Consider the following 19759-nt stretch of genomic DNA (forward strand, 5'->3'; position numbering starts at 1 on the left):
CTGCGGTCATCCGCGTTTCTTGCGGAAATACTGATAGAGGTTGTCGAAGACAGGAGCGCCCTGCGCGATCCGCTGTTCGTCGCTCTCGTTCGCCATGGCGATGCCTGCAATCAGACTGGCAATCCCAGTCGCCTCCTCGCGACCGAACTTGTTGTCCTTGAGGTCGATGTCATGGACGATCTCGGCGATGGCCTGGAGTGCCGGATCATTGATGCCGGCGCGGGTAAGCAGAACTTCGAAGCTGCAGCGATCGCCCTCATGGGTGATTTCGCCTTCGAACATGTCGAAGCGCAATTCCCCCTCCTTTGGCACGTATCCCTTGCCCGCTACGAAGCGGATGATCGCGTCAGCATCGATGAACCGGCGGATCAGCCAACTGCAGGCGATGCGGTCGACATGCACGTCCCGGCGCGTGACCCAGATTCGGCCCTTGAGCTCGCTCGGCTCGGCGGCCTTCTTCGGTTCCTTGGTCATGGCCTTGTCCTCTGTAAGCTGTGTTTCAAGTTCGGCGATCAGTCCCTCGATCGTGAGGCGACCGCTGGCACCAAAAAAGTCGATCATCACCACTTCAGTGAGCCGCTTGCGCAAGCGACCAAGTTGCGGACGCGCTTCTGCGTGTTTTTCCGATGTCGCGTCGGCCCCAATCGCTGCAGCCAGCTCGCGCGCTTCCCCAGCGATCTCCGCATAGTCGGCATCACGGGCCGCGTCGAACATCGCCCGCACCTGCGCGTCCGACAGACCGTCGACAAGGCGCGCCTCGCAAATCATGGCCTCGCCGCCGCCGGCGACGATCTCCTTCAGAAGCCATTCGAAATCCTCCTGCATCTCGGCATTGGCCGGCAGGGCGTAAACGGTGCTTTTGACTGCGACCGCGCCGATGCCTTGCAACCGTCGCCAGATCTTCACCCGGAAATAGGCGGGCTTGCTTGGCAGCTGATATATCAGGAGCAGCCAGCGCTGCTCCTGCGATTGCCCCTCACTCATAAGTGAACCGTATCATGGACTGAATTAGATGCAACACTTGTATCATGGCTCATGCGCAAACCATATGCGGGCGAAGCTCATCGTCGGTTGTCGAAGCGCCCCAGCGCACTTCCGGGCGAAGAAAGAAAGCTCATGTGGCGCCCCTCGAACGTCGTCCGGCAGGAATGGAGGCCCCGGAAGTAATGGCGACGGCACCTTCGTGTACACAGTCACGGACAATCGCATCACACGCCTCGCCATCAAGGCTGGTGTCACCGACAACGGTCGCGTCGAGGTGACCGCGGGCCTTTCGGAAGCGACATCGGTGGTGGCAACCACCCAAGGCGTGCCGCCCCTGAGGACTGCGGTTCAGCCGCAGATGGTTCGCTCCTCGTCCTTGGTGGAATACCCGGCGCAGCTGGGATCGATTCCCTCTCGCCCATAAGTGACCCGTATCAAACGCCTGAGCAAGATGCAACACTTGTATCATTTCTCGTTTGGGCATAACGTGCGCCTGCTCACGGATGGGCCGTGCCGCCGAGCGAGGAAATCCAATGCCGCACCAGATCATGCCGCTGCCGTTCAAGCCGCCCAGGCTCGTCGGACTGTCCGAACGCCTGCTGGCCAGCCATTATGAAAACAATTACGGCGGTGCGGTTCGCCGCCTCAACGCTATCGAACAGCGGCTCGATGAACTCGACTGGGGCGCAGCACCCGTCTTCGACATCAACGGGTTGAAGCGCGAAGAGCTGGTCGCGGCAAATTCGGCGATCCTGCACGAGATCTATTTCGATGGGCTCGGTGGTTCCGGCGATGCCGGAGGCGATCTTGCCGCAGCACTGGAGCGCGACTTCGGCAGCGTGGCGGCATGGCGCGCCAAGTTCATGGCTTGTGCTAAGGCGCAGGCCGGAGGCTCGGGATGGACGCTGCTGACCTGGTCGGAGCGCCGCGATCGGCTGACGATTCAATGGGCGGCGGATCACACCAATTGTCTCGCCGGCGGCATGCCGATCCTCGCGCTCGACATGTACGAACATGCCTACCACCTCGATTTTGGCGCCAAGGCTGGCGCCTATGTCGACGCGTTCATGAAGAACATCCATTGGGAGCGGGTTGCCGCCCGCCACCGGCGGGCTGTCGCGCAGCGCGATCCTTCAACAGGACCTGCATCGGACAATAAGGTTCCAACTGTTGCGCCAGAGGAACTGCGGGCCCGACTCGACCAGGGCGAAGATCTGGTCGTGCTCGACGTCTGCCTGGCCGACGATCTGGCAAAACGCAGCGATATGCTGCCGGGCGCCAAGCTCCGCGCTCCCGAGACCATTGCCGATTGGGCCGATGAACTGCCGAGGGACAGGCCTGTCATCGTCTATTGCGTGTACGGCTTCCAGGTCAGCGGCGACGCAGTCGCCGAACTGCGTCGCCGCGGCGTCGATGCAACGGCGCTCTCAGGCGGCATCGCCGCCTGGCACGCCATCGGCGCGCCAACCGTCCCTCTGGTGATGAGCGAAGAAAGGATTGCGTCATGAAATGGGTTACCCGTGAACGCCCGGTCATCGACCGCATCGCCTGCCCCTGGCTGATTGCACGCTTCATCGACAAGGAACCTGATTTCCTGTTCGCGGCACCTGATCAGGTGATCCGTGTTGCCCAGGAAGCGGGCGCGACACCCTACGACGTGCCCGGCGTCGAATTCACCCATGTCGGCGACGGTTGCAGCTTCGACACCTTCGTCTCGAAATTCGGCCTCGATCGCGACCCGGCGATCGTGACCATTGCCGCGATCGTGCGCGGCGCCGACACGGATCGGCACGATCTCACGCCACAGTCTGCAGGACTGCTCGCGATCTCCATGGGGCTGCGGGACGTGACGCCCGACGACCACGAGATCCTGAAGCACGGCTTCGTCATTTACGATGCGCTTTATGCCTGGGCCTCACGACGCAAGGCGGAGACCCATAGCTGGCCACCCGTCACGAAGCCGGCGGCGGCCTGAAGTAGCGGGCAACGAGGGCAGATCAAGTCGGCACTCAAATCACCGGCCGCCGCTCGCCGTCGGCAAGGTGGCAGGCCGCGACCCCGCCATGCGGCACCGAGCGCAACATCGGCTCCTCGGTCCGGCAGACATCGATCGCCACAGGACAGCGGGTGTTGAAGCGGCATCCCGGTGGCGGCGCGCTGGGGCTTGGAGGGTCGCCCGCGAGGATGATTCGGCGACGGCCGGCCTCGATACGAGGATCCGGCGAAGGAACCGCCGAAAGCAGTGCCTGGCTGTAGGGATGGGCCGGCTCGCGAAACAGCGGCCGCGTCACGCCGGCTTCCGCGATGCGGCCAAGATACATCACCGTCACGTTTGAGCAGACCTCGCGCACGATCGCCAGGTCATGCGCAACGATGACGATGGTAAGGCCAAGCTGTTTCTGCAATGATGTGAACAGGTTGACGATCTGCGCCCGGATCGAAACGTCAAGCGCGCTGAGCGGTTCGTCGCAAACCAGGATCGATGGCTTCAGCGCAAGCGCGCGAGCGATCGAAACGCGCTGGCGCTGGCCGCCGGAAAGCGAACGCGGCAGGCGGTCGAGCACGGTCGCTGGCAGCGCCACCAGATCCAGCAGCTCGCCGATACGGCGCCGGCGCTCGGCCGGAGATCCGAGGCGATGGATCTGCAGCGGCTCTTCCAGCGTCTGGTAGACGGTCTGGCGACGGCTCATCGAGCCCAGCGGATCCTGGAAGACGAACTGGACCTCGCGGCTGAACGATTTGCGGTCCGACTTCAGCCACTGGGCGCGATCCCGCCCCGAGATCAGCACCGTACCCTCAGTCTCCTTCTGCAGGCCGACGACGCTGCGAGCCAGCGTGGTCTTGCCACAACCGGATTCGCCAACGATGCCATGGAAGGCACCACGCGGAATGGTCAGGTCGATGCCGTCGACCGCCCGCACGGCGCCTGTGCCGGAGCGGTTGGCGAAATGGACCTTCAGGCCCTTGACCTCAATCGCCGCAATGTCAGCCATGGATTGCTATCCCTTCCCGCCTCAGCACCACCGGGCATCCCACCTTGTGCGGCGTCCCGCCCGTCGAGATCGTCTGGAGCGGCGGCCGATGCACGCGGCATTCGGGCTCAACCAGTTCGCAGCGGGCAGCGAAACGGCAGCCCGGCTCCAGCCTGATCTGGTTCGGCGGCAAACCTGGTATTTCCTTGGTCGCGGCGCGTTCGTCGGCGCGGAAATCCGGTACAGAGGCAAGCAGCCCGCGTGTATAGGGATGCGTCGGCCGCGTCAGCACATCCATCGCGATCCCCTCCTCCGCCACCTGCCCGGCATAGAGCACCATGACCCGGTCCGCGACCGAGGCGACGACGCCGATGTCATGCGTGATCAGCACGACCGCGATGCCTTCCTCGCGCTGGATCTGGCGGATGAGCTCCAGGATCTGCGCCTGCACCGTGGCGTCGAGCGCAGTGGTCGGCTCGTCGGCGATCAGCACGCGCGGCCGGCTTGCCAGGGCCAGTGCGATCATGGCGCGCTGCAGCATGCCGCCAGACATTTCATGCGGATAGCGATCGTAGCGGTCTTCCGGGTCAGGGATGCCGGTGCGGGCGAGCAGCGAGACCGCTTCCTTGCGGGCATCCGCATGCGAGAGATTGGCAAAGCGGCGCGCCTGGCGCGCCAGTTGCGGTCCGATCTTCAGCATCGGGTTCAGCGCGCTCATCGGGTCCTGGAAAATGACGCCGAAATAGCGGCCGCGAAGGTCAGACAAGCGCCTGGACTCCATTCCGACCAGTTCGCTCGCTTCGGCTCGCGCCGATCCCTTGATATCGACGGTGACGCCCTCGGGCAGCAGCCCGAGCGGCCCAAGCGTCATGACGGTCTTGCCCGAACCGCTCTCGCCGACGACGGCGACTGTCTCGCCGGGACGGACGTTGAACGACACCCCATCGACCGCGCGCACGGAAACGGTCGTGGCGTAGAGATCAATGACCATGTTTTCTATGGAGTAGATCGGCTCGTCGCTCATGGCGCGGCTGTTCCCGTTTCGACGGCGTTCCGCTCCGCTTCCTCAAGGGCGCGCGCCTTGCGACGCTTGCGCAGCAAACCGCCGCGCACCGGCCTCGGCACCTTTTGCAACGCGAAGGTCTCGCCCAGCAGATTGAAGCTGACCACCACCAAAGTGAGCGCAAGGCCCGGAAGGACGACCAGCCTTGGGTATTCCTCGATGTAGCTCATGCCGTCGACCAGCATCTGGCCCCATTCCGGCGCCGGCGGCGCGACGCCCAGGCCGAGGAAGCTCAGCGTCGCGATGGCCAGGACAAGGGCGCCGGCATCGGCGCTGGCATAGACCACGACGAGGGCCAGGACATGCGGCAGGATATGGCGCACAAAGATCCACAGATGGCTGGCGCCCATCACCCTTGCCGCTTCGATATAGGGCTGTTGCAATTCGGCGGTGACCACGGCGCGGCTCATGCGGGCATAGTTCGCCCACCACGCCAGCGTCAGCGCCGTGATCATCGACCAGTAGCCGGTGCCGAGAATGCCGATCAGCGCCAGCGCGATCACCAGGCTTGGCAGCGCCAGCGCGATGTCGATGAGGCTGATCAACACCAGCTCGACGCGCCCGCCGACATAACCGGCAAACGAACCGATGCTGACGCCGATGGCAAGTGCAGCCACCAGCACGATCACCATCGCCACCAGCGATATGCGGGCGCCGCCGATGATGCGGCTCAGAATATCGCGGCCGAGATAGTCGGTGCCCAGCCAGTGAGCCCAGCTCGGTCCCGCAAGCGTGAGGTCGTAGTCTTGCGCGCCGGGATCGTAAGGCATGATCGAGGGACCGAGCACACCGACCGCGACAAAGAAGACGACTGGCAGCAGCACCAGCCAGGGCCAGTCCTTCATGCTCCTGAACAAGGACATGTTCATCGGATCAAGCTCCTCTCGCCCTACGCATGCGCGGGTCGACAAACATGCAGATCACGTCAACCATCAGGTTGACGACAACGAAGAACACCACGAACAGCAACAGAACCGACTGCATGCCGACGAAGTCGCGGAAGCGGATTGCATCGATAAAGAAGGCGCCGACGCCGCGCAGCGCAAACACCGTTTCAACCACGATCGAACCGATGATCATCAGCGTGAACTGGGCGCCGAAGGTGGTCAGGAACGGGATGGCGATGTTGGGCAGAGCCTCGCGCATCAGCACCTGTGTCCTCGTGTAGCCCTTCGCGAAGCCCGTCGTGGCGAAGGGTCGCGACATGGCCTCCTGGAGGTTGACGCGGACGACGCGGCTCAGCACCGATGCCGGAAACAGGGCGATTGTCACCCACGGCAAGAGCCACGAGGTGAAGCCGCTGACGCCGAAGGTGGGCAGCCAGCCCAGCATCACCGAAAAGACGATGACCAGCAGCGCCGCCACGAAGAAGTTCGGCGTCGAGGCGCCGACCAGCGAGAAGGCGTGGAGGAACCGGTCCAACGCGCCACCATTGCTGACCGCACCGGCAACGCCGAGCGCCAGCGACAGGAAAAAGGCGAGAATGCCGCCGCCCGCAAGCAGCGCCGCTGTCATCGGGATTCTGGCGGCGAATTCCTGCGCGATCGGTTTGCCGGTGCGCAGCGAGACGCCGAGATCGCCGGTGATGGCGCTGAAAAGCCATCGGCCGTAGCGGACCGGCAGCGGATCATCGAGCCCGAGGTCCTCGCCGATCTTCTTGATCATTTCGGCATCCGCGCCCGGGCCTGCCGCACGCTCGGCCATGAGCGCGGCGACGTTGCCCGGCGCCGCGGCAACCAGGGTAAAGGTCAATGCCGATGCCGCCACGACAAGCAGACAGGCAAGCAACATCCTTCGCAGAATCGTGCGTCTCATCGGAACTCCCCCAGGAGGTTCGAGGCGTTCAGGCCTTCAGCGTGATCGCCTTGAACGGCAGGTCGTAGTCCGTCGCGGGAAGCGCGAAGTTCTCGACGCGAGGATTGTGCGCCCACAGCCGCTGGCTGACAACGAGCGGGCAGATCGCCCGGTTGTCGTGCAGCCAGTCGTAGAGCGCCTGCATCTTGGCTTCGCGTTCGTCGCCGCTCGCTTCGAGCGCGGCCTTGACCACGCCATCAAGCTCCGGGGAAACATAGATCTTGCCGTCCGGCCCGCTGTCGGCGGTGGATACGAACGCGTTGCCGAGCGTGCCGTGCGGATCATAGGGCGCGCCATAGGTGGTGAAGAAGGCAAGATCATATTCGAACGCCGGGCGACGGTCGTGCATGGTGGCGTTGTCGACTGACGAGACCTGAACCTGGAAGCCGACCTCGGACAGCTGACCCTGGATCATCTCGGCGATGCGGCGCGAACCCGGCAGCGATTCCTCCGATACGAGGAAATCGATCGCCAGCGGCGCGCCTTCCTTGCTCCAGGCGCCTCCGCTTTCGCTCCAACCGCCATCGGCAAGGATTTTCCTGGCCGCGGCGACGTCGCGTACCGGCACGTTATGCCGCTTGCCCGAGGAAGGCACGTTGGCCGGAAAGAGATCCGCCGCCGGATCTGCGTAGCCTTCGAACAACACCTTGGCGATCGCGGCGCGGTCGACCGAGACATAGATGGCCTCGCGCACGGCCTTGTCGGCCATCATCTTGGCCTTCGGCGAATAACCGAGCAGCATGGTTGCGGTGCCGGCCTCGGCCACCACTTTCATGCCGTCCTTTTCAAGCGCGCGGGCGCGGCGCGGCGACAGCGTCGCCACCCAGTCGCCGCCGATCACGTCGAGGTCGCCGGAACGCAGCGCGTTGGCGCGGGCGAGTTCGTCGGGAACCACCTTCAGTTCCATGCGAGCAAACAGTGGCTTCTCGCCCCAGTATTTGTCGTTGCGCACCAGCACGGTGCCGGAGGAATCGTAGCTTTCGACGATCCACGGTCCGGTGCCGACCGGAGCGGTCTGCTTGCCGCCGGCGTCGACCGCCTTCGGCGACAGGAAGCGCACCGGACGCACTATGGTGAGCTCCAGCAAGGCGGCGGGCACCGGACGCTTTAGCTTGATCGTCAACTTGCTGGGTCCATCGGTGACGATGCTGTCGAATGCGTCGGACACACCGATCCATGAGAAATCCGCGACGCCCAGCCAGCGTTTGAGATTCCATTCGGCGGCGGTCGAATCGAAGGGCGTGCCGTCACTGAAGGCAACACCTTCGCGCAGGTCGAAGGCGATCGAAAGCTGGTCGTCGGCGACAGCCCACTTGGTGGCGAGCCCGGGCTCGAGCGCGCCGTCCTGGCCATAGTGTATGAGGGCGTCGAACACGACCGTGTAGGAACTCAGGGTGGAGACGTTTTGCAGCAGGTCGAGATCGCCGGTTTCGGCGGCAATGGCGACCTTCAACGTTTCATGCCCCTCCGAGTACGCGGCGCGCGGAAACGCGGCAATGAAGGCCAGGCCGGCTGTGGAGGCCAGGAAATTGCGGCGGTCGAGAGTCATCATGTTAGTTCCCCTTTTTGTTTGATTGGCAACGATCATGTGCACGCTTGCTAATTTGTATAGACATAAGACATAAAGTCGGAAAACCGTTTGAGAGTTTTACCCCAGCGACCCACTTGGTCGCGGTTGCGGCCTACAGCCAGTTCAGCACCGCCGCCGAGAGCGCGAGATAGCGGCCGGCTTTCGCCATCGTGACGATCGCAACGAAGCTCCAGAGCGGCTCGCGCAGAACACCGGCCATCATCGTCAGCGGATCGCCGATGACGGGAACCCAGCTCAGCAACAGGCTCCATCGTCCGTAACGGCGGTAGCGCGCCGCGGCGCGATCGAGCGCAGTGGGCTTGACCGGAAACCATCTGCGGTCGCGAAAGCGGTCGATGCAGCGGCCGAGCAGCCAGTTGACAACCGAACCAAGCACGTTGCCGATCGTCGCGACCAGGATCAGCGCCGCCGGTGACTGGCTTCCGGCCAGCAGCAGGCCGGCCAGCACCGCCTCTGACTGCAGCGGCAGAATTGTCGCTGCGGCGAACGCGGTGAGGAACAGCGCGCCGAAGGCACCAACATCTCCCAGCATTGGGGCCGCTCAGCTCGCTTTCGGCCATTTTGGGTGCCTATCGTTAACGACATAACCATGCGCATGCTCGAAGCCTGCTTCGGTCCAGACGGCGTCCTCGAGGTGCGAATGCCCGTCAGACAGATCGTCATGGGCGTGGCTGAGAACGTCGGGATCGTGACGCGGCCACAACCACATCGCGGCAAAGAGTGCCGCGGCGCCAATGACGCCAAGCAGGATAAAGGTGAAGGGCAGGCCCATCGCCGCGCCGACGAGTCCGGCGATCGGATAGGTGATGAGCCAGCAGGCGTGCGAAAGCGCGAATTGCGCGGCAAACAATGCCGGCCGGTCGACGGGATCGGCCGAGCGCTTGATCAGCCGCCCAGACGGGGTCTGCGCCAGCGAATAGCCCAGCCCGAGCACGAACCAGAGCGGCAAGAGCAGCTGATAGCTGATGGCGAACGGCCCTGCGAACACGCCGGCAACCAGCAGGCCGGCGCCTGACAACATCGCAACCCGATCCGGGATGCTGTCCAGCAGCCGCGGCAGGACCAGCGCCGCGATCATCGAGCCGCCACCGAAGGTGGCAAGGGCAAGTGCCGTGTCGCTCTGGGAAAGGCCGAATTTTGCCTGAACCAGCACGACCGTGTTGACGATCACCATGGCACTGGCGGCGGCGACAGCGAGGTTGAGCGCCAGCAGGCCGCGCAATCTCGGCGTCGCCAGATAGATACGGATGCCGCGTGTGGTGCGCTCGTAAACGCCGCGCGGCTCAGAGGGTTTCGGGCTCGGCAGAACCACCGACACCACCAGCGCGGCCGACGCCAGGAAGCCGATGACCGTGCCTGCGAACAGGCTATGGAAGCTGATGACGGAAAGCAGTGCCGCCGCCAGTATCGGACTGACCACGCTCTCCAGATCGTAGGCAAGCCGCGACAGCGACAGCGCCCGCGTGTAGTCCTTTTCCTTGGGCAGCACGTCAGGGATCGATGCCTGGAAGGTTGGGGTGAAGCCGGCCGAGGCCGCCTGCAGGATGAAAATCAGGACATAGACCTGCCAGACCTCGGTGACGAAGGGCAGGAAGACGGCGACCGCTGCCCGCACGAGGTCGAGCGAAACAAGCATGGTGCGGCGCGGCAGGCGCTCGGCGAAGGCCGCCGCCACGGGCGCCACGCCGACATAGGCGATCATCTTGATGGCGAGCGCGGTGCCGAGCACGGCGCCCGCATTGGCGCCGGCAAGATCGTAAGCCAGCAGCCCCAGCGCCACTGTGGCAAGGCCGGTGCCGATGAGCGCGATGACCTGCGCCAGGAACAGGTGCAGATAGGTGCGGTCGGCAAGGACTTCCAGCATGATGTCTGTCTTCTCGGAATGCGTGGGCGGCGTAAGGTGCCGCGCCAGTCGTGAGATCAGTGATGGTGGCCTTCCGGCTCGACCATCTTGAATGGCAGGATCTGTTCCCTGTCCTTCACGGTCAGGATCAGCTTTGCCTCGAACTCGTGCGGCTCGGCCGGGGCAACACTGCTTTCGAGGCGGTGGTGATCGCCCGCGACAGGTCCCAGAGGCAGCGTCTCGGGTCCCTCGTGCCGTTCGATGATCACTGTCGCCTCGAGATCGTCGGCGTGGCTGTCGATGGTGAGGCGCATGCGCTCGCCGGCGGGCGTGTCGACGATTTCCAGCGTCCCCGACGCCAGATCGCAAGCGACCTTGAAAGGATCGGGCGCGTGGTGAGCGTGTCCGGAACCTGCCACCACGGGTCCGCCTTCGCCCTCCAGGCGGATATTTGCCTCCGAAAGCGCCGGCAGGTGATCGAACAGTTCCCCTCTCAGCGCTTCGGTTATGCCGAGCACGTCCTTCGCCGTCGCGCTGTCGGCCACCTTGATGGCGACATCGGCATGCAGGCGATGGCCGATCCAGCGCGCCTGGGCCTGGGCGACCTGCTCGATGCCCCGCACATGCTCGGCCGCATGATGGATTTCCTCGACAATGCCGGGCTCTACGCCGTCCAGCATGCGCGTCAGAACCGCCTTCGATGACTGCCAGACGATGGCGAAGATCGCGATCGTGATCAGAAGGCCGATGATCGGGTCGGCGAGCGGAAAGCCGAGCCAAACGCCGATTGCCCCAAGCACCACCGCGAGACTGGTGAAGCCGTCGGTACGGGCATGGTAGCCGTCAGCGATCAATGCGGCGCTGTTGATCTCGCGGCCCACGCGGATGCGGAACACGGCGACCGCCTCGTTGCCAAGGAAGCCGATCAGGCCGGCGATCGCGACCCAGCCGAGAAACGCGATGGGTTTCGGATGGATCAGCCTGTCGATCGCTTCGTAGCCGGCGACAATGGCGCTGAAAAGAATGATGAGAACGATTATGATCCCGGCCAGGTCTTCAACCCGGCCCAGGCCGTAGGTGAACGTCTTGCTCGGCTTGCGGCGGGCCAGCACGAATGCGACCCACAACGGAATAGCTGTGACCGCGTCGCCGACATTGTGGATTGTATCGGCCAGCAGCGCCACACTGCCTGAGAGGAACACGACCACCAGCTGAAGCACCGCAGTGATGGCCAACAAGACGAACGACCATTTGATTGCCCAGATGCCACGTGTCGTAGTCGCGATCGTCGGATCGATGACGCCGTGCGTGTGGCCATGGCCACCCTCGCCATGGTCATGGCCGTGCCCGCCCAAACCCTGTGACATCGGGCCGAAGCCGAACCAATCGCGTATCTTGTCCATGACGACGTCTCTCACAGGTACTTGGTGATATCTTTGAACTCGTCGATCGAGCGGCGCTGCTCGAGCGCCAGCGGTCCGACGACGTCCTCAAGGCAGTGGTTGAGGTGGTCTTGGATCAGCGTCTTCTTCGCCTGGGCGATGGCCTTCTCCACGGCATGAAGTTGCTGGGCGATGTCGAGGCACGGTCGGCCGGCCTCGATCATCTCCACGATCCCGCGCAGATGGCCGTCGGCGCGCTTCAGCCGCTTGATGATGGCAGGATGGGTTTCGTGGACGTGGGGACGCTCATTCATGCCTTGATGCTATCCCCCCAGAGAGGATATTCCAAGCCTCAAAGTGGCCTCGATTCTGGTGCACGCAACCATTCGTTAGGATTTTAGAGAATAATCGTTAAGCATGCCGAATTGGATCCATAGCGCAGCCTTTCGCCTCGTCATCGCTTTCGCGATGACGCTCGGCGTGCTGCTGTCCCCAATGGGTAGTTCGGCCTCGCATAATCCGACTGCGCTCGCTGCCGCCGAGGCAGCGCGTCACGCAGAGCTGGCAGCACAGATCGAAAAGCACGGCCACAGCCATGACGATGGCGAAGCCGATGAGCAGAGCTTTGGTCATACCCACGGCCACAATCCGGCCGACCACACCCATGAGACGGCGAGCACGCTTCCGGGCTTCGCGCAGCCATCACCGCCTATAGGCCGGAGCTGGCTGGTTTACCCGCCTTCGTTTGCCGATCTCGAAATCCGTTTCCGGCTTGAGCGCCCTCCCAGGCAGATCGTCATCGTATGATCGCGGCCGCAAGCGCGGCCATCCTCAACGACGACGATTGGAATTCTCATGCAAGGATCCTTCTACGAGGGTCCGCCACGCACGCCTTGCGCGCGCTGGCGGTTGGCCCTTCCTATGCTTATTGCTCTCCTGACCCTCCCACTTCTTGCCGGGGCTGCTTTCGCCCATGCCGTGGCAGAAGGCGACAAGGGCTATATCCAGGAAATCACGGGCATCAATCTGCTGCCCTTCATCTATCTCGGCGCCAAGCACATGGTGACGGGATACGACCACATCCTGTTCCTGTTCGGCGTGATCTTCTTCCTTTACCGGATGAAGCACATCGGCATCTATGTGAGCCTTTTCGCGCTCGGCCATTCCACGACGATGCTGCTCGGCGTCTATTTCAACGTTGGCATCAACAGCTACATCATCGACGCGATCATCGGCCTGTCGGTCGTCTACAAGGCGCTCGACAATATGGGTGCCTTTCAGAGGTGGCTCGGCTTCCAGCCGAACACCAAAATCGCGACGCTGATCTTCGGCTTTTTCCACGGCTTCGGCCTGTCGACGAAGATCATCGAATACAACATCTCGCCCGACGGGCTCGTGCCCAACCTACTTGCCTTCAACGTCGGCGTTGAGGTCGGTCAGCTTCTGGCGCTCGCTGCTATCCTTATCGTCATGGGCTACTGGCGCCGGACCGACAGTTTCTGGCGCCACGCATACACCGCCAACACCATCATGATGACCGCCGGGTTTGTCCTGATCGGCTATCAGCTCACCGGCTGGGTCGTCTCCTGAACCTCCAAGTAAAGATCAAAAAAGGAATTCTCCCATGTACAACACAGACATCCCGACCCGCGCTGAACTGCCGACATCCATGCAGCTCCTCCGATCTACCCTCATCGCCATTGTCGCGGCAGCGGCCATCCTGGTGACCATCGTACTGCCGGCCGAATACGCCATCGATCCCACCGGCATTGGGCGAGCGCTCGAGCTCACCGAGATGGGCGAGATCAAGACACAACTCGCCGAAGAGGCCGAGCAAGACCGCCGTCGCGAATTGCAAAACGGCACGCCGACCGCAGTGCCAGGCCAAGATCAGCAGTCGAGTCTTCTGGAGCGCGTCTTCGCTGAACTGGTGATTGGTTCCGCCTCTGCCCAGGAACTGCGGACGGACGAAATGTCGGTCACCCTCAAGCCCGGCGAAGGAGCTGAGATCAAGCTCGTCATGGCCAAGGGCGCAAAGGCAAACTACTCTTGGACAGCCAATGGCGCGGCGGTGAACTTCGACACGCATGGTGACGGCGGCGGCGAAAACATCTCATACGAGAAGGGACGCGGGGCTGCAGAGGACGAGGGCGTACTTGAGGCAGCCTTTGACGGCAATCACGGTTGGTTCTGGCGCAACCGCACCGGTGCCGACGTCACCGTGACGCTGAAGACGAATGGCGCGTACACCGACATCAAACGCTTGATGTGATCGATACGGCACGTCTTATCCGGCGCCGTTTGGCGCCGGGGGAGATCAAGCAGGTGAAATAGCCAACTCGGACCAACACAGTTTGATAATATCCAACCTGTGTTGGTCCCCTTCGGACGTCGTTGGCGTTAGAATCAGCTCGCAATGATGTAACAGGAGAGTCGCGCTAGCTTCCCCAAAGCGTAATCACGCCGCATTGGCAGCGAGCGCGATCAAAACCCCTTGCGGCAAAGGGCTTCAAGATCCGTCTTTGTCATTTTCTCGATGCCGAGCGCAGGAAGAATGTCATTATCTCCCTTGAGGTCGCGGCCATAAGCCGCCGACAAGATGGAAATTCCGGATTCATGGAGTGTCGCCGGATTTCCGCTGATCTTCCCCAGAACGGCGGTCGGTAGCAGGCCGAACGGAACATCCTCGAGAATATAGCGGCTCTCGATGGTTGTCGGGCCAAACCCGCCGCGACCTTGACGATCCATCTCCTGGTTCATTTCCGAAACAGTGCTCATGGGTACGTGGAACGATAATGAAAAATGTTCCTGGACCGTACGAACCGCGATGCCGAAATGGGCAGCGATGGCCAACCGTTCGGCATCCAGAGCCTCGATCAAGCGACCAACGGCAGGTGTGACATTTCCCCCTTGGCTCCACTGCTCGGCCTTTTCCATGCGTGTGAGATTGAGAAGGGCAATTCCCAGATGGTTCTGCGGATTGAGGTTGCTGAGCGCAATCGCCAGCAGACCATCCCGCTTGACGAAACGATCGCCGAACAAGGCCGTGCAAAGCTCGTACCCTTGGTCGAGCGCATCGAAAGGCAGCGTCGCAACATCAAGCTTCCGGCGAATGGAAGTCACATTGACTTCGCTTGATCCGAGCTGGCGGCCAGTCAGTAGCGTTGTGCCCCAAACGACGATCGGCAACCTGATCTTGCGCTCGGCCAACCGCTTCCAGAGATACAGAGCCCCGAACGAACTATGCGAACTGATGATGACCGGAATTCCATCTGCCAGATGAGGGACGGCGGCGTCCATCACCATCTTGTGGCCGTAAGCCGGAAGCGCGATCACCACCACGTCCGCGTGGTCGATAGCATCTCTACAATCCTTGGCAATGCGCACCGGCACCGTCGCCTCGATATCCCCCGTCGCCTTCAACAATTCGCCAGTAGCCAACGTTCTGGTGCGGCGTCCCGACGGTGACCAAAGCGTTGGCGAGTGTCCCGATTGTGCCAAATAGGCCGCAAGGCCATAGGCAATTGCTCCGGCGCCCAGAATACTCACGCGCATAACATTCCTCCTGTTGCAGGCTTTATGGTTCGAGAATCCTTGCAGTCCCGGCCTACAAGTTTTTCATCACGAGGTTTCGAATTGCATGCACGTCGGGTGCCCCCAGCGTTTCGATCAAGGGCTCCGGCTCTGAGCCGGCAAGCGCCGCTGCGAACATTAGTTTCCGCTTGACATATATCAAAAATGAATGAGACGATGTCAATCATACGGATTTCACATGTAGGGAGAATATGGAAACTCGGGACCTTCAGACCTTCCTTGCGGTTGCTGCCAGCGGCAGCATTACCAAGGCGGCTGACATGCTCGGGCGTTCCCAACCTGCGGTGACACGCACCATTCAGGATCTTGAGGGCGAACTTGGCTTCGAATTGCTGCACCGGGTCGGCCGACGGGTGCAGCTATCTGAAGAGGGTGTCGCATTTGAAGAAGAAGCGCGGCGACTGCTGATGTCCTTCACCGAACTCGCGGCGCGGGCCAAGATGATCGCCGCCGGCCGGGGTCGGATCCTGCAGATTGTTACAACCTCCGCGATCGGCACTGGCCTGATCCCGACGGCCATGGCCGAGCTCAAGGGTATCGAGCTTCCGCACGAGACACATCTCGGACAGTTTCTTCCCTCCATCGTCGCCCAGGAAGTGCGCAGCGGTCGTGCCGAGATCGGCTTTTCAAGCCTGCCGCTCGATACGCCCGGCCTGGATGTCCTGCGGCTCTATTCGGCGCCCGATGTTGCTGCTGTGCGGGAGGACGATCCGCTGGCAGAACTCGACGTCATACCGCTTTCGGCCTTTGCCGGCCGTCGCGTCGCTACCTTGCTCAACCCGCTGCGTTTCCAACTGCATGTCTCCAAGGCATTGGCCGCCAGGGGTATCGACACCGGGCCAGTGATCCGGACGAATACTGCCTATGGCGCGTTGCAGCTTGTGCGCCGGACCGGCGTAGCCGCTGTCATCGATCCCCTCACCGCTTATGGCGTGGCCTTGCCTGGGGTCGCCATCCGCCCGATTGACGCGACCGTCCTTTTTTATTGGGGCGTTGTTGCTGCCGAAAAACGCCCCCTTCGTCCAGTCGCGCAGGCGTTGATGGATGCGGTCGAGGCGGTGGCTGAACGGTCGATCGTCGGCTTCAAGAAACTCGATCCGGCCCTGGCCGGCCAATTGGTGAGCGATCCTGCATCCGGCACAAATCACGGAACGGGAATATGAAGCATACTCCCACCGCGCCAACGTCGACAGGTCTTGCCGCGCTCGAAGCACAGCTCGCACAGGATCTTGAGTTTCTCGAACTGCCCGCCAAGCCATGGGTTCCCGCGCGTTCGCACGACGGCGTGCCGGTCCGTGATGTCGTTGTCATCGGCGCCGGCATGTGCGGACTTGCCGCCGCGGCAAAGCTGGTGCTGAACGGGATAACCAATGTCGTGGCCTATGATGCGGCTTCGGCCGGGTTCGAAGGACCTTGGGTGACCTTTGCCCGCATGCAGACGCTTCGGTCGCCGAAGACCCTGCACGGTCCGTCTCTCGGCCTGCCGCAATTGACGTTCCGCGCCTGGTTCACTGCGCAATGGGGCGTTGAGGCATGGCGGTCGCTGGACAAAATCCCGAAGGGCCAATGGATGGACTACCTGGTCTGGTACCGCAAGGTTCTCGGCCTGCCGGTCCGCAACAGCGTGCGGATGACCGGACTGGCACCTGTTGGAGATCTGATTGCGATCGATATCGAAGGCGCGGAAACCGGCCGGGTTCTCACCCGTCGTCTCGTTCTGGCCACCGGTCGGTCCGGTTTGGGCGGTTTTGCCGTGCCCGATTTCCTCAGCGGCGTCGATCGCGCCTATTGGGCCCATTCCGCCGACGACATCCACTTCGATACACTGAAAGGCAAGCGTGTCGCTGTCATCGGCGCTGGTGCCTCGTCCATGGACAATGCCGCAACGGCGCTCGAGGCGGGAGCCGGCTCTGTTGACATGTTGATCAGGCGCAAGGAAATGCCGCGCATCAACAAGCTGACCGGCATTGGCAGCCCGGGTGTTGTACTCGGAATGCATCACTTGCCCGATGCCTGGAAGTGGAAATTCTTCGATTATACCGCCTCGACCCAGACGCCGCCGCCGCGTTCATCGACACTTCGCGTGTCTCGGCACCCCAATGCTCGGTTCTTTCTCGACTGCGGCATAGTTGCGGTGAAGCAGGAAGCAGGGACCTTGCTGGTGGAAACCACGCAGGGGCCGATGCGCTACGATTTCCTGATCGCGGCAACCGGCTTTTCAAATGATTTCAGCGGCCGCCCGGAATTTGCGGCGATCGCCCCACATATCCGTACCTGGTCGGATGGCCGATATAGGCCGGATATGGGCCCGGCTCGTGCAGGCATGTCCGACGCACCGGACCTAGGTCCCGCCTTCGAGTTTCGTGAGCGCGTCCCCGGCTCCTGCCCGATGCTGTCGCATATCCACTGCTTCAACGACGCCGCCATGCTGACGCACGGCAAGGTCTCCGGTGATATTCCAGCCGTCAGCGCGGGTGCCGACCGTTTGGTCCGCGGCATTGCCGCATCGCTGTTTGCCGAAGATGTCGAAACCCACTTCGCCAACCTGATCGCTTACGACACGCCCGAACTTCTGGGCGACGAATGGGTCGATTCAACACCCTTGTTGGAGAAGGAGGCCGCGCTGTGATCGACGCAATGGACAAGGCCGCCGGTCTATCACCGGACGATGCGCTTTTCAGCGCGCGTCGGTTTCGGCCTGAATTCGTGCTGGGGGCCGAGGAATGTCGCCTCTCCGTCCTGCAGCCAGCAAACGACCAAGGGCTTGCGCCTAATTTGCGGGTTGCTCTGGCCCGTCGCATGGCCGCTCTGAATGCCGATCCGGTCCTGATGGCCGAATATGATGAGCAGCTGGCTCAGCTCGATCCGACTGAGCAGCTTTTGGCCTTAGCCCAGGGGGAAACGGATTTGGAAGAGCCATTGGCGACCATCGCACGCCATGTGGACCTGATTACGCTGACACCGAAAAAGGCGGAAGCGGGCTACATCGCCCTGCTCGCCCAAGCTGGATTGAACAATCCTCAGATCGTCGCCCTTTCCGAGCTCATCGCCTTCGTCAATTTCCAGACGCGGGTGGCAACCGGCCTGCGATTGTTGAGGACGGTATGATTTCCGCGGTGCGCCTGAAGCCATTGAATTGGCATCCGTACATAGCGCCGGTCGAGCTATCCGAGGCCACGCCGGAACAGCTTGAAGCGATGAAGGTCACGCCATCAGCCAAGAAAGTTTCGGAATATGTGCGCACCCTTGCGCATGACCCTGAGAGCTACCTTGCTCGCACCGTCTTGTTCAACGCAATCATGTATGTCGAAGGCGGGCTTGCCCGCCCTGACCGCGAGCTGGGTGCATTAGGTGCGTCCATCGTCAATGGCTGCAAATTCTGCGCCGTTGTTCACGCCCGCAGGCATGCAGAGCTGACCAAGAACGACGAAGTGGTCACCGCGCTCTATCTCGATAAACCTGAAGCGCTCGGCCCACGCGATGCGGCAATCTACAGTTTTGCCCGCCGCCTGTCGGCGGCCCCGTCGGAAGCGACGGCAGACGATATCGCCGCGCTTCGATCAGTCGGCATGGACGACCGCGAGATTATCGACCTGATCCACTCCATATCGATCTTCGGCTGGGCAAACCGGCTGATGCACGTTCTCGGCCATGCAGAGAGCGGGTGATGATGTCGCATGCGGTCGAAGCAGTCCGTCTCACACTTTCCGAAGGGCCAACCAGAAATGCTTGAACTCAAAGCTGTAAAGCTGTCTTACGGAAGCACGCAGGTTCTGAACGGCGTCAATCTCTCGGTAAAGCGGGGTGACGTGGTTTCGATCATCGGCCCCAGCGGCACCGGCAAGACCACGTTGCTGAAATGCATCAACTACCTGGCCAAGCCGTCGTCAGGAACCATCGCGTTCGATCAGATCCGGATGGATTACCAGCGTGCCGACAAGGTCGCTGTCCAGGCGATCCGGTTGCGAACGGCGATGGTCTTTCAACAATTCAACGTCTTCAAGAACATGACGGTCCTGCAGAACGTGGTGGATCCACTGGTCGTCGTGCAGCGCAAGTCCGCGGACGAGGCGCGGGAGATCGCCTTGCGGGAGCTCGAGCGGGTCGGCCTCACCCCGAAGCGAGACAGCTATCCCTCCCAACTGTCGGGCGGCCAGCTCCAGCGCACCGGCATTGCGCGCGCCCTGGCGGTTCGTCCCGACGTGATACTCTTCGATGAGCCTACGTCATCGCTGGATCCAGAACTCGTCGGTGAAGTCCTGAAGGTGATCAAGGACGTCACCTCGTCAGGGATCACTTCGCTGCTTGTGACCCACGAGATGCAATTTGCAAGGAACATCTCCAACCGGATCGTCTTCATGGACCGTGGCGTGGTCGCCGCCGATGGCAGCCCGGCTGATATCTTCGACGCGCCTTCCAGCCCACGACTTGCTCAATTCCTGCAGTCAGAACTCGCTTTTCAATAATCCAACAACA

Annotated in this window: 21 protein-coding genes; 10 read left to right on the forward strand and 11 right to left on the reverse strand. The window is 62.2% G+C overall.

The features are described from left to right. Nucleotides 1–6: 6 nt before the first annotated feature. A complete protein-coding gene (locus tag NKJ18_RS01765; protein ID WP_023669887.1) occupies nt 7–984 on the reverse strand; it encodes a chromate resistance protein ChrB domain-containing protein in 978 nt (325 codons plus the stop codon). A 533-nt stretch (nt 985–1517) separates the two neighbouring features. Between NKJ18_RS01765 and NKJ18_RS01770 the strand changes: the two genes are divergently transcribed. Both NKJ18_RS01770 and NKJ18_RS01775 read left to right on the forward strand, forming a co-directional pair. Beyond that, complete coding sequence (locus tag NKJ18_RS01770; protein ID WP_023669886.1) at nt 1518–2492, forward strand: Fe-Mn family superoxide dismutase; 975 nt, start codon at nt 1518–1520, stop codon at nt 2490–2492. Next, nucleotides 2489–2959 (forward strand): chromate resistance protein ChrB domain-containing protein, encoded by a 471-nt coding sequence (locus NKJ18_RS01775; protein ID WP_023669885.1) that lies wholly within the window; start codon nt 2489–2491, stop codon nt 2957–2959. The genes NKJ18_RS01770 and NKJ18_RS01775 overlap by 4 nt, the downstream gene beginning before the upstream one ends. A 34-nt stretch (nt 2960–2993) precedes the next feature. Here NKJ18_RS01775 and NKJ18_RS01780 read toward each other — a convergent pair whose 3' ends face one another. From NKJ18_RS01780 to NKJ18_RS01820, 9 genes are all read right to left on the reverse strand, one after another. After that, nucleotides 2994–3977, reverse strand: a complete 984-nt coding sequence (locus NKJ18_RS01780) for an ABC transporter ATP-binding protein (RefSeq protein ID WP_023686257.1) — start codon at nt 3975–3977, stop codon at nt 2994–2996. After that, nucleotides 3970–4980, reverse strand: coding sequence for an ABC transporter ATP-binding protein (locus NKJ18_RS01785; protein WP_023711083.1), 1011 nt, complete (start codon nt 4978–4980; stop codon nt 3970–3972). The genes NKJ18_RS01780 and NKJ18_RS01785 overlap by 8 nt, the downstream gene beginning before the upstream one ends. Then, entirely contained in the window at nt 4977–5888 is a 912-nt protein-coding gene (locus NKJ18_RS01790; RefSeq protein WP_023711082.1) for an ABC transporter permease, read from the reverse strand. Before NKJ18_RS01790 ends, NKJ18_RS01785 begins: the two co-directional genes overlap by 4 nt. Nucleotides 5889–5892: 4 nt before the next feature. Further along, nucleotides 5893–6834, reverse strand: a complete 942-nt coding sequence (locus NKJ18_RS01795) for an ABC transporter permease (RefSeq protein ID WP_023711081.1) — start codon at nt 6832–6834, stop codon at nt 5893–5895. Nucleotides 6835–6862: 28 nt separating this feature from the next. Continuing rightward, nucleotides 6863–8425 carry an ABC transporter substrate-binding protein gene (locus tag NKJ18_RS01800; RefSeq protein ID WP_352757736.1) on the reverse strand — a complete coding sequence of 521 codons (1563 nt, stop codon included), beginning with the start codon at nt 8423–8425 and terminating at the stop codon, nt 6863–6865. A gap of 130 nt (nt 8426–8555) precedes the next feature. Then, nucleotides 8556–8996: a YqaA family protein gene (locus NKJ18_RS01805; protein WP_031199202.1), complete on the reverse strand. Its 441-nt coding sequence runs from the start codon at nt 8994–8996 to the stop codon at nt 8556–8558. Between the two features lie 9 nt (nt 8997–9005). Continuing rightward, complete coding sequence (locus NKJ18_RS01810) at nt 9006–10328, reverse strand: MFS transporter (protein WP_352757737.1); 1323 nt, start codon at nt 10326–10328, stop codon at nt 9006–9008. A 56-nt stretch (nt 10329–10384) separates the two neighbouring features. Further along, the gene (locus NKJ18_RS01815) at nt 10385–11710 is read right to left on the reverse strand and encodes a cation diffusion facilitator family transporter (RefSeq protein WP_023711077.1); all 1326 of its coding nucleotides are present in this window, start codon (nt 11708–11710) and stop codon (nt 10385–10387) included. 11 nt (nt 11711–11721) lie between these two features. Then, nucleotides 11722–12003, reverse strand: coding sequence for a metal-sensing transcriptional repressor (locus NKJ18_RS01820; protein ID WP_023669876.1), 282 nt, complete (start codon nt 12001–12003; stop codon nt 11722–11724). Between the two features lie 103 nt (nt 12004–12106). Here NKJ18_RS01820 and NKJ18_RS01825 point away from each other — a divergent pair, with 103 nt between their 5' ends. The 3 genes from NKJ18_RS01825 (at nt 12107) to NKJ18_RS01835 (ending at nt 13961) form a co-directional block, all read left to right on the forward strand. Continuing rightward, nucleotides 12107–12496, forward strand: coding sequence for a hypothetical protein (locus NKJ18_RS01825; protein WP_032910829.1), 390 nt, complete (start codon nt 12107–12109; stop codon nt 12494–12496). A gap of 114 nt (nt 12497–12610) precedes the next feature. Further along, nucleotides 12611–13279 carry a HupE/UreJ family protein gene (locus NKJ18_RS01830; RefSeq protein ID WP_050588606.1) on the forward strand — a complete coding sequence of 223 codons (669 nt, stop codon included), beginning with the start codon at nt 12611–12613 and terminating at the stop codon, nt 13277–13279. Between the two features lie 34 nt (nt 13280–13313). Next, nucleotides 13314–13961: a hypothetical protein gene (locus NKJ18_RS01835; RefSeq protein ID WP_023711074.1), complete on the forward strand. Its 648-nt coding sequence runs from the start codon at nt 13314–13316 to the stop codon at nt 13959–13961. A 212-nt stretch (nt 13962–14173) separates the two neighbouring features. Here the strand turns inward: NKJ18_RS01835 and NKJ18_RS01840 are convergent, their stop codons facing one another. Continuing rightward, the gene (locus NKJ18_RS01840) at nt 14174–15244 is read right to left on the reverse strand and encodes an NAD/NADP octopine/nopaline dehydrogenase family protein (protein WP_023711073.1); all 1071 of its coding nucleotides are present in this window, start codon (nt 15242–15244) and stop codon (nt 14174–14176) included. A 230-nt stretch (nt 15245–15474) separates the two neighbouring features. Between NKJ18_RS01840 and NKJ18_RS01845 the strand changes: the two genes are divergently transcribed. From NKJ18_RS01845 to NKJ18_RS01865, 5 genes are read left to right on the forward strand one after another with little or no spacing between them, the layout of a single operon-like run. Further along, nucleotides 15475–16446: a LysR family transcriptional regulator gene (locus tag NKJ18_RS01845; protein ID WP_023711071.1), complete on the forward strand. Its 972-nt coding sequence runs from the start codon at nt 15475–15477 to the stop codon at nt 16444–16446. Further along, entirely contained in the window at nt 16443–17912 is a 1470-nt protein-coding gene (locus tag NKJ18_RS01850; protein ID WP_023711070.1) for an NAD(P)-binding domain-containing protein, read from the forward strand. The genes NKJ18_RS01845 and NKJ18_RS01850 overlap by 4 nt, the downstream gene beginning before the upstream one ends. Next, nucleotides 17909–18391, forward strand: coding sequence for a CMD domain-containing protein (locus NKJ18_RS01855; protein ID WP_023711069.1), 483 nt, complete (start codon nt 17909–17911; stop codon nt 18389–18391). The genes NKJ18_RS01850 and NKJ18_RS01855 overlap by 4 nt, the downstream gene beginning before the upstream one ends. Beyond that, a complete protein-coding gene (locus tag NKJ18_RS01860; protein WP_023711068.1) occupies nt 18388–18951 on the forward strand; it encodes a peroxidase-related enzyme in 564 nt (187 codons plus the stop codon). The genes NKJ18_RS01855 and NKJ18_RS01860 overlap by 4 nt, the downstream gene beginning before the upstream one ends. A 57-nt stretch (nt 18952–19008) precedes the next feature. Then, a complete protein-coding gene (locus tag NKJ18_RS01865) occupies nt 19009–19749 on the forward strand; it encodes an amino acid ABC transporter ATP-binding protein (protein ID WP_352757738.1) in 741 nt (246 codons plus the stop codon). The last annotated feature ends 10 nt before the right edge of the window (nt 19750–19759 follow it).

It is taken from the genome of Mesorhizobium sp. M0217 (assembly GCF_040321955.1).
In the GTDB taxonomy this organism is placed as follows: domain Bacteria; phylum Pseudomonadota; class Alphaproteobacteria; order Rhizobiales; family Rhizobiaceae; genus Mesorhizobium.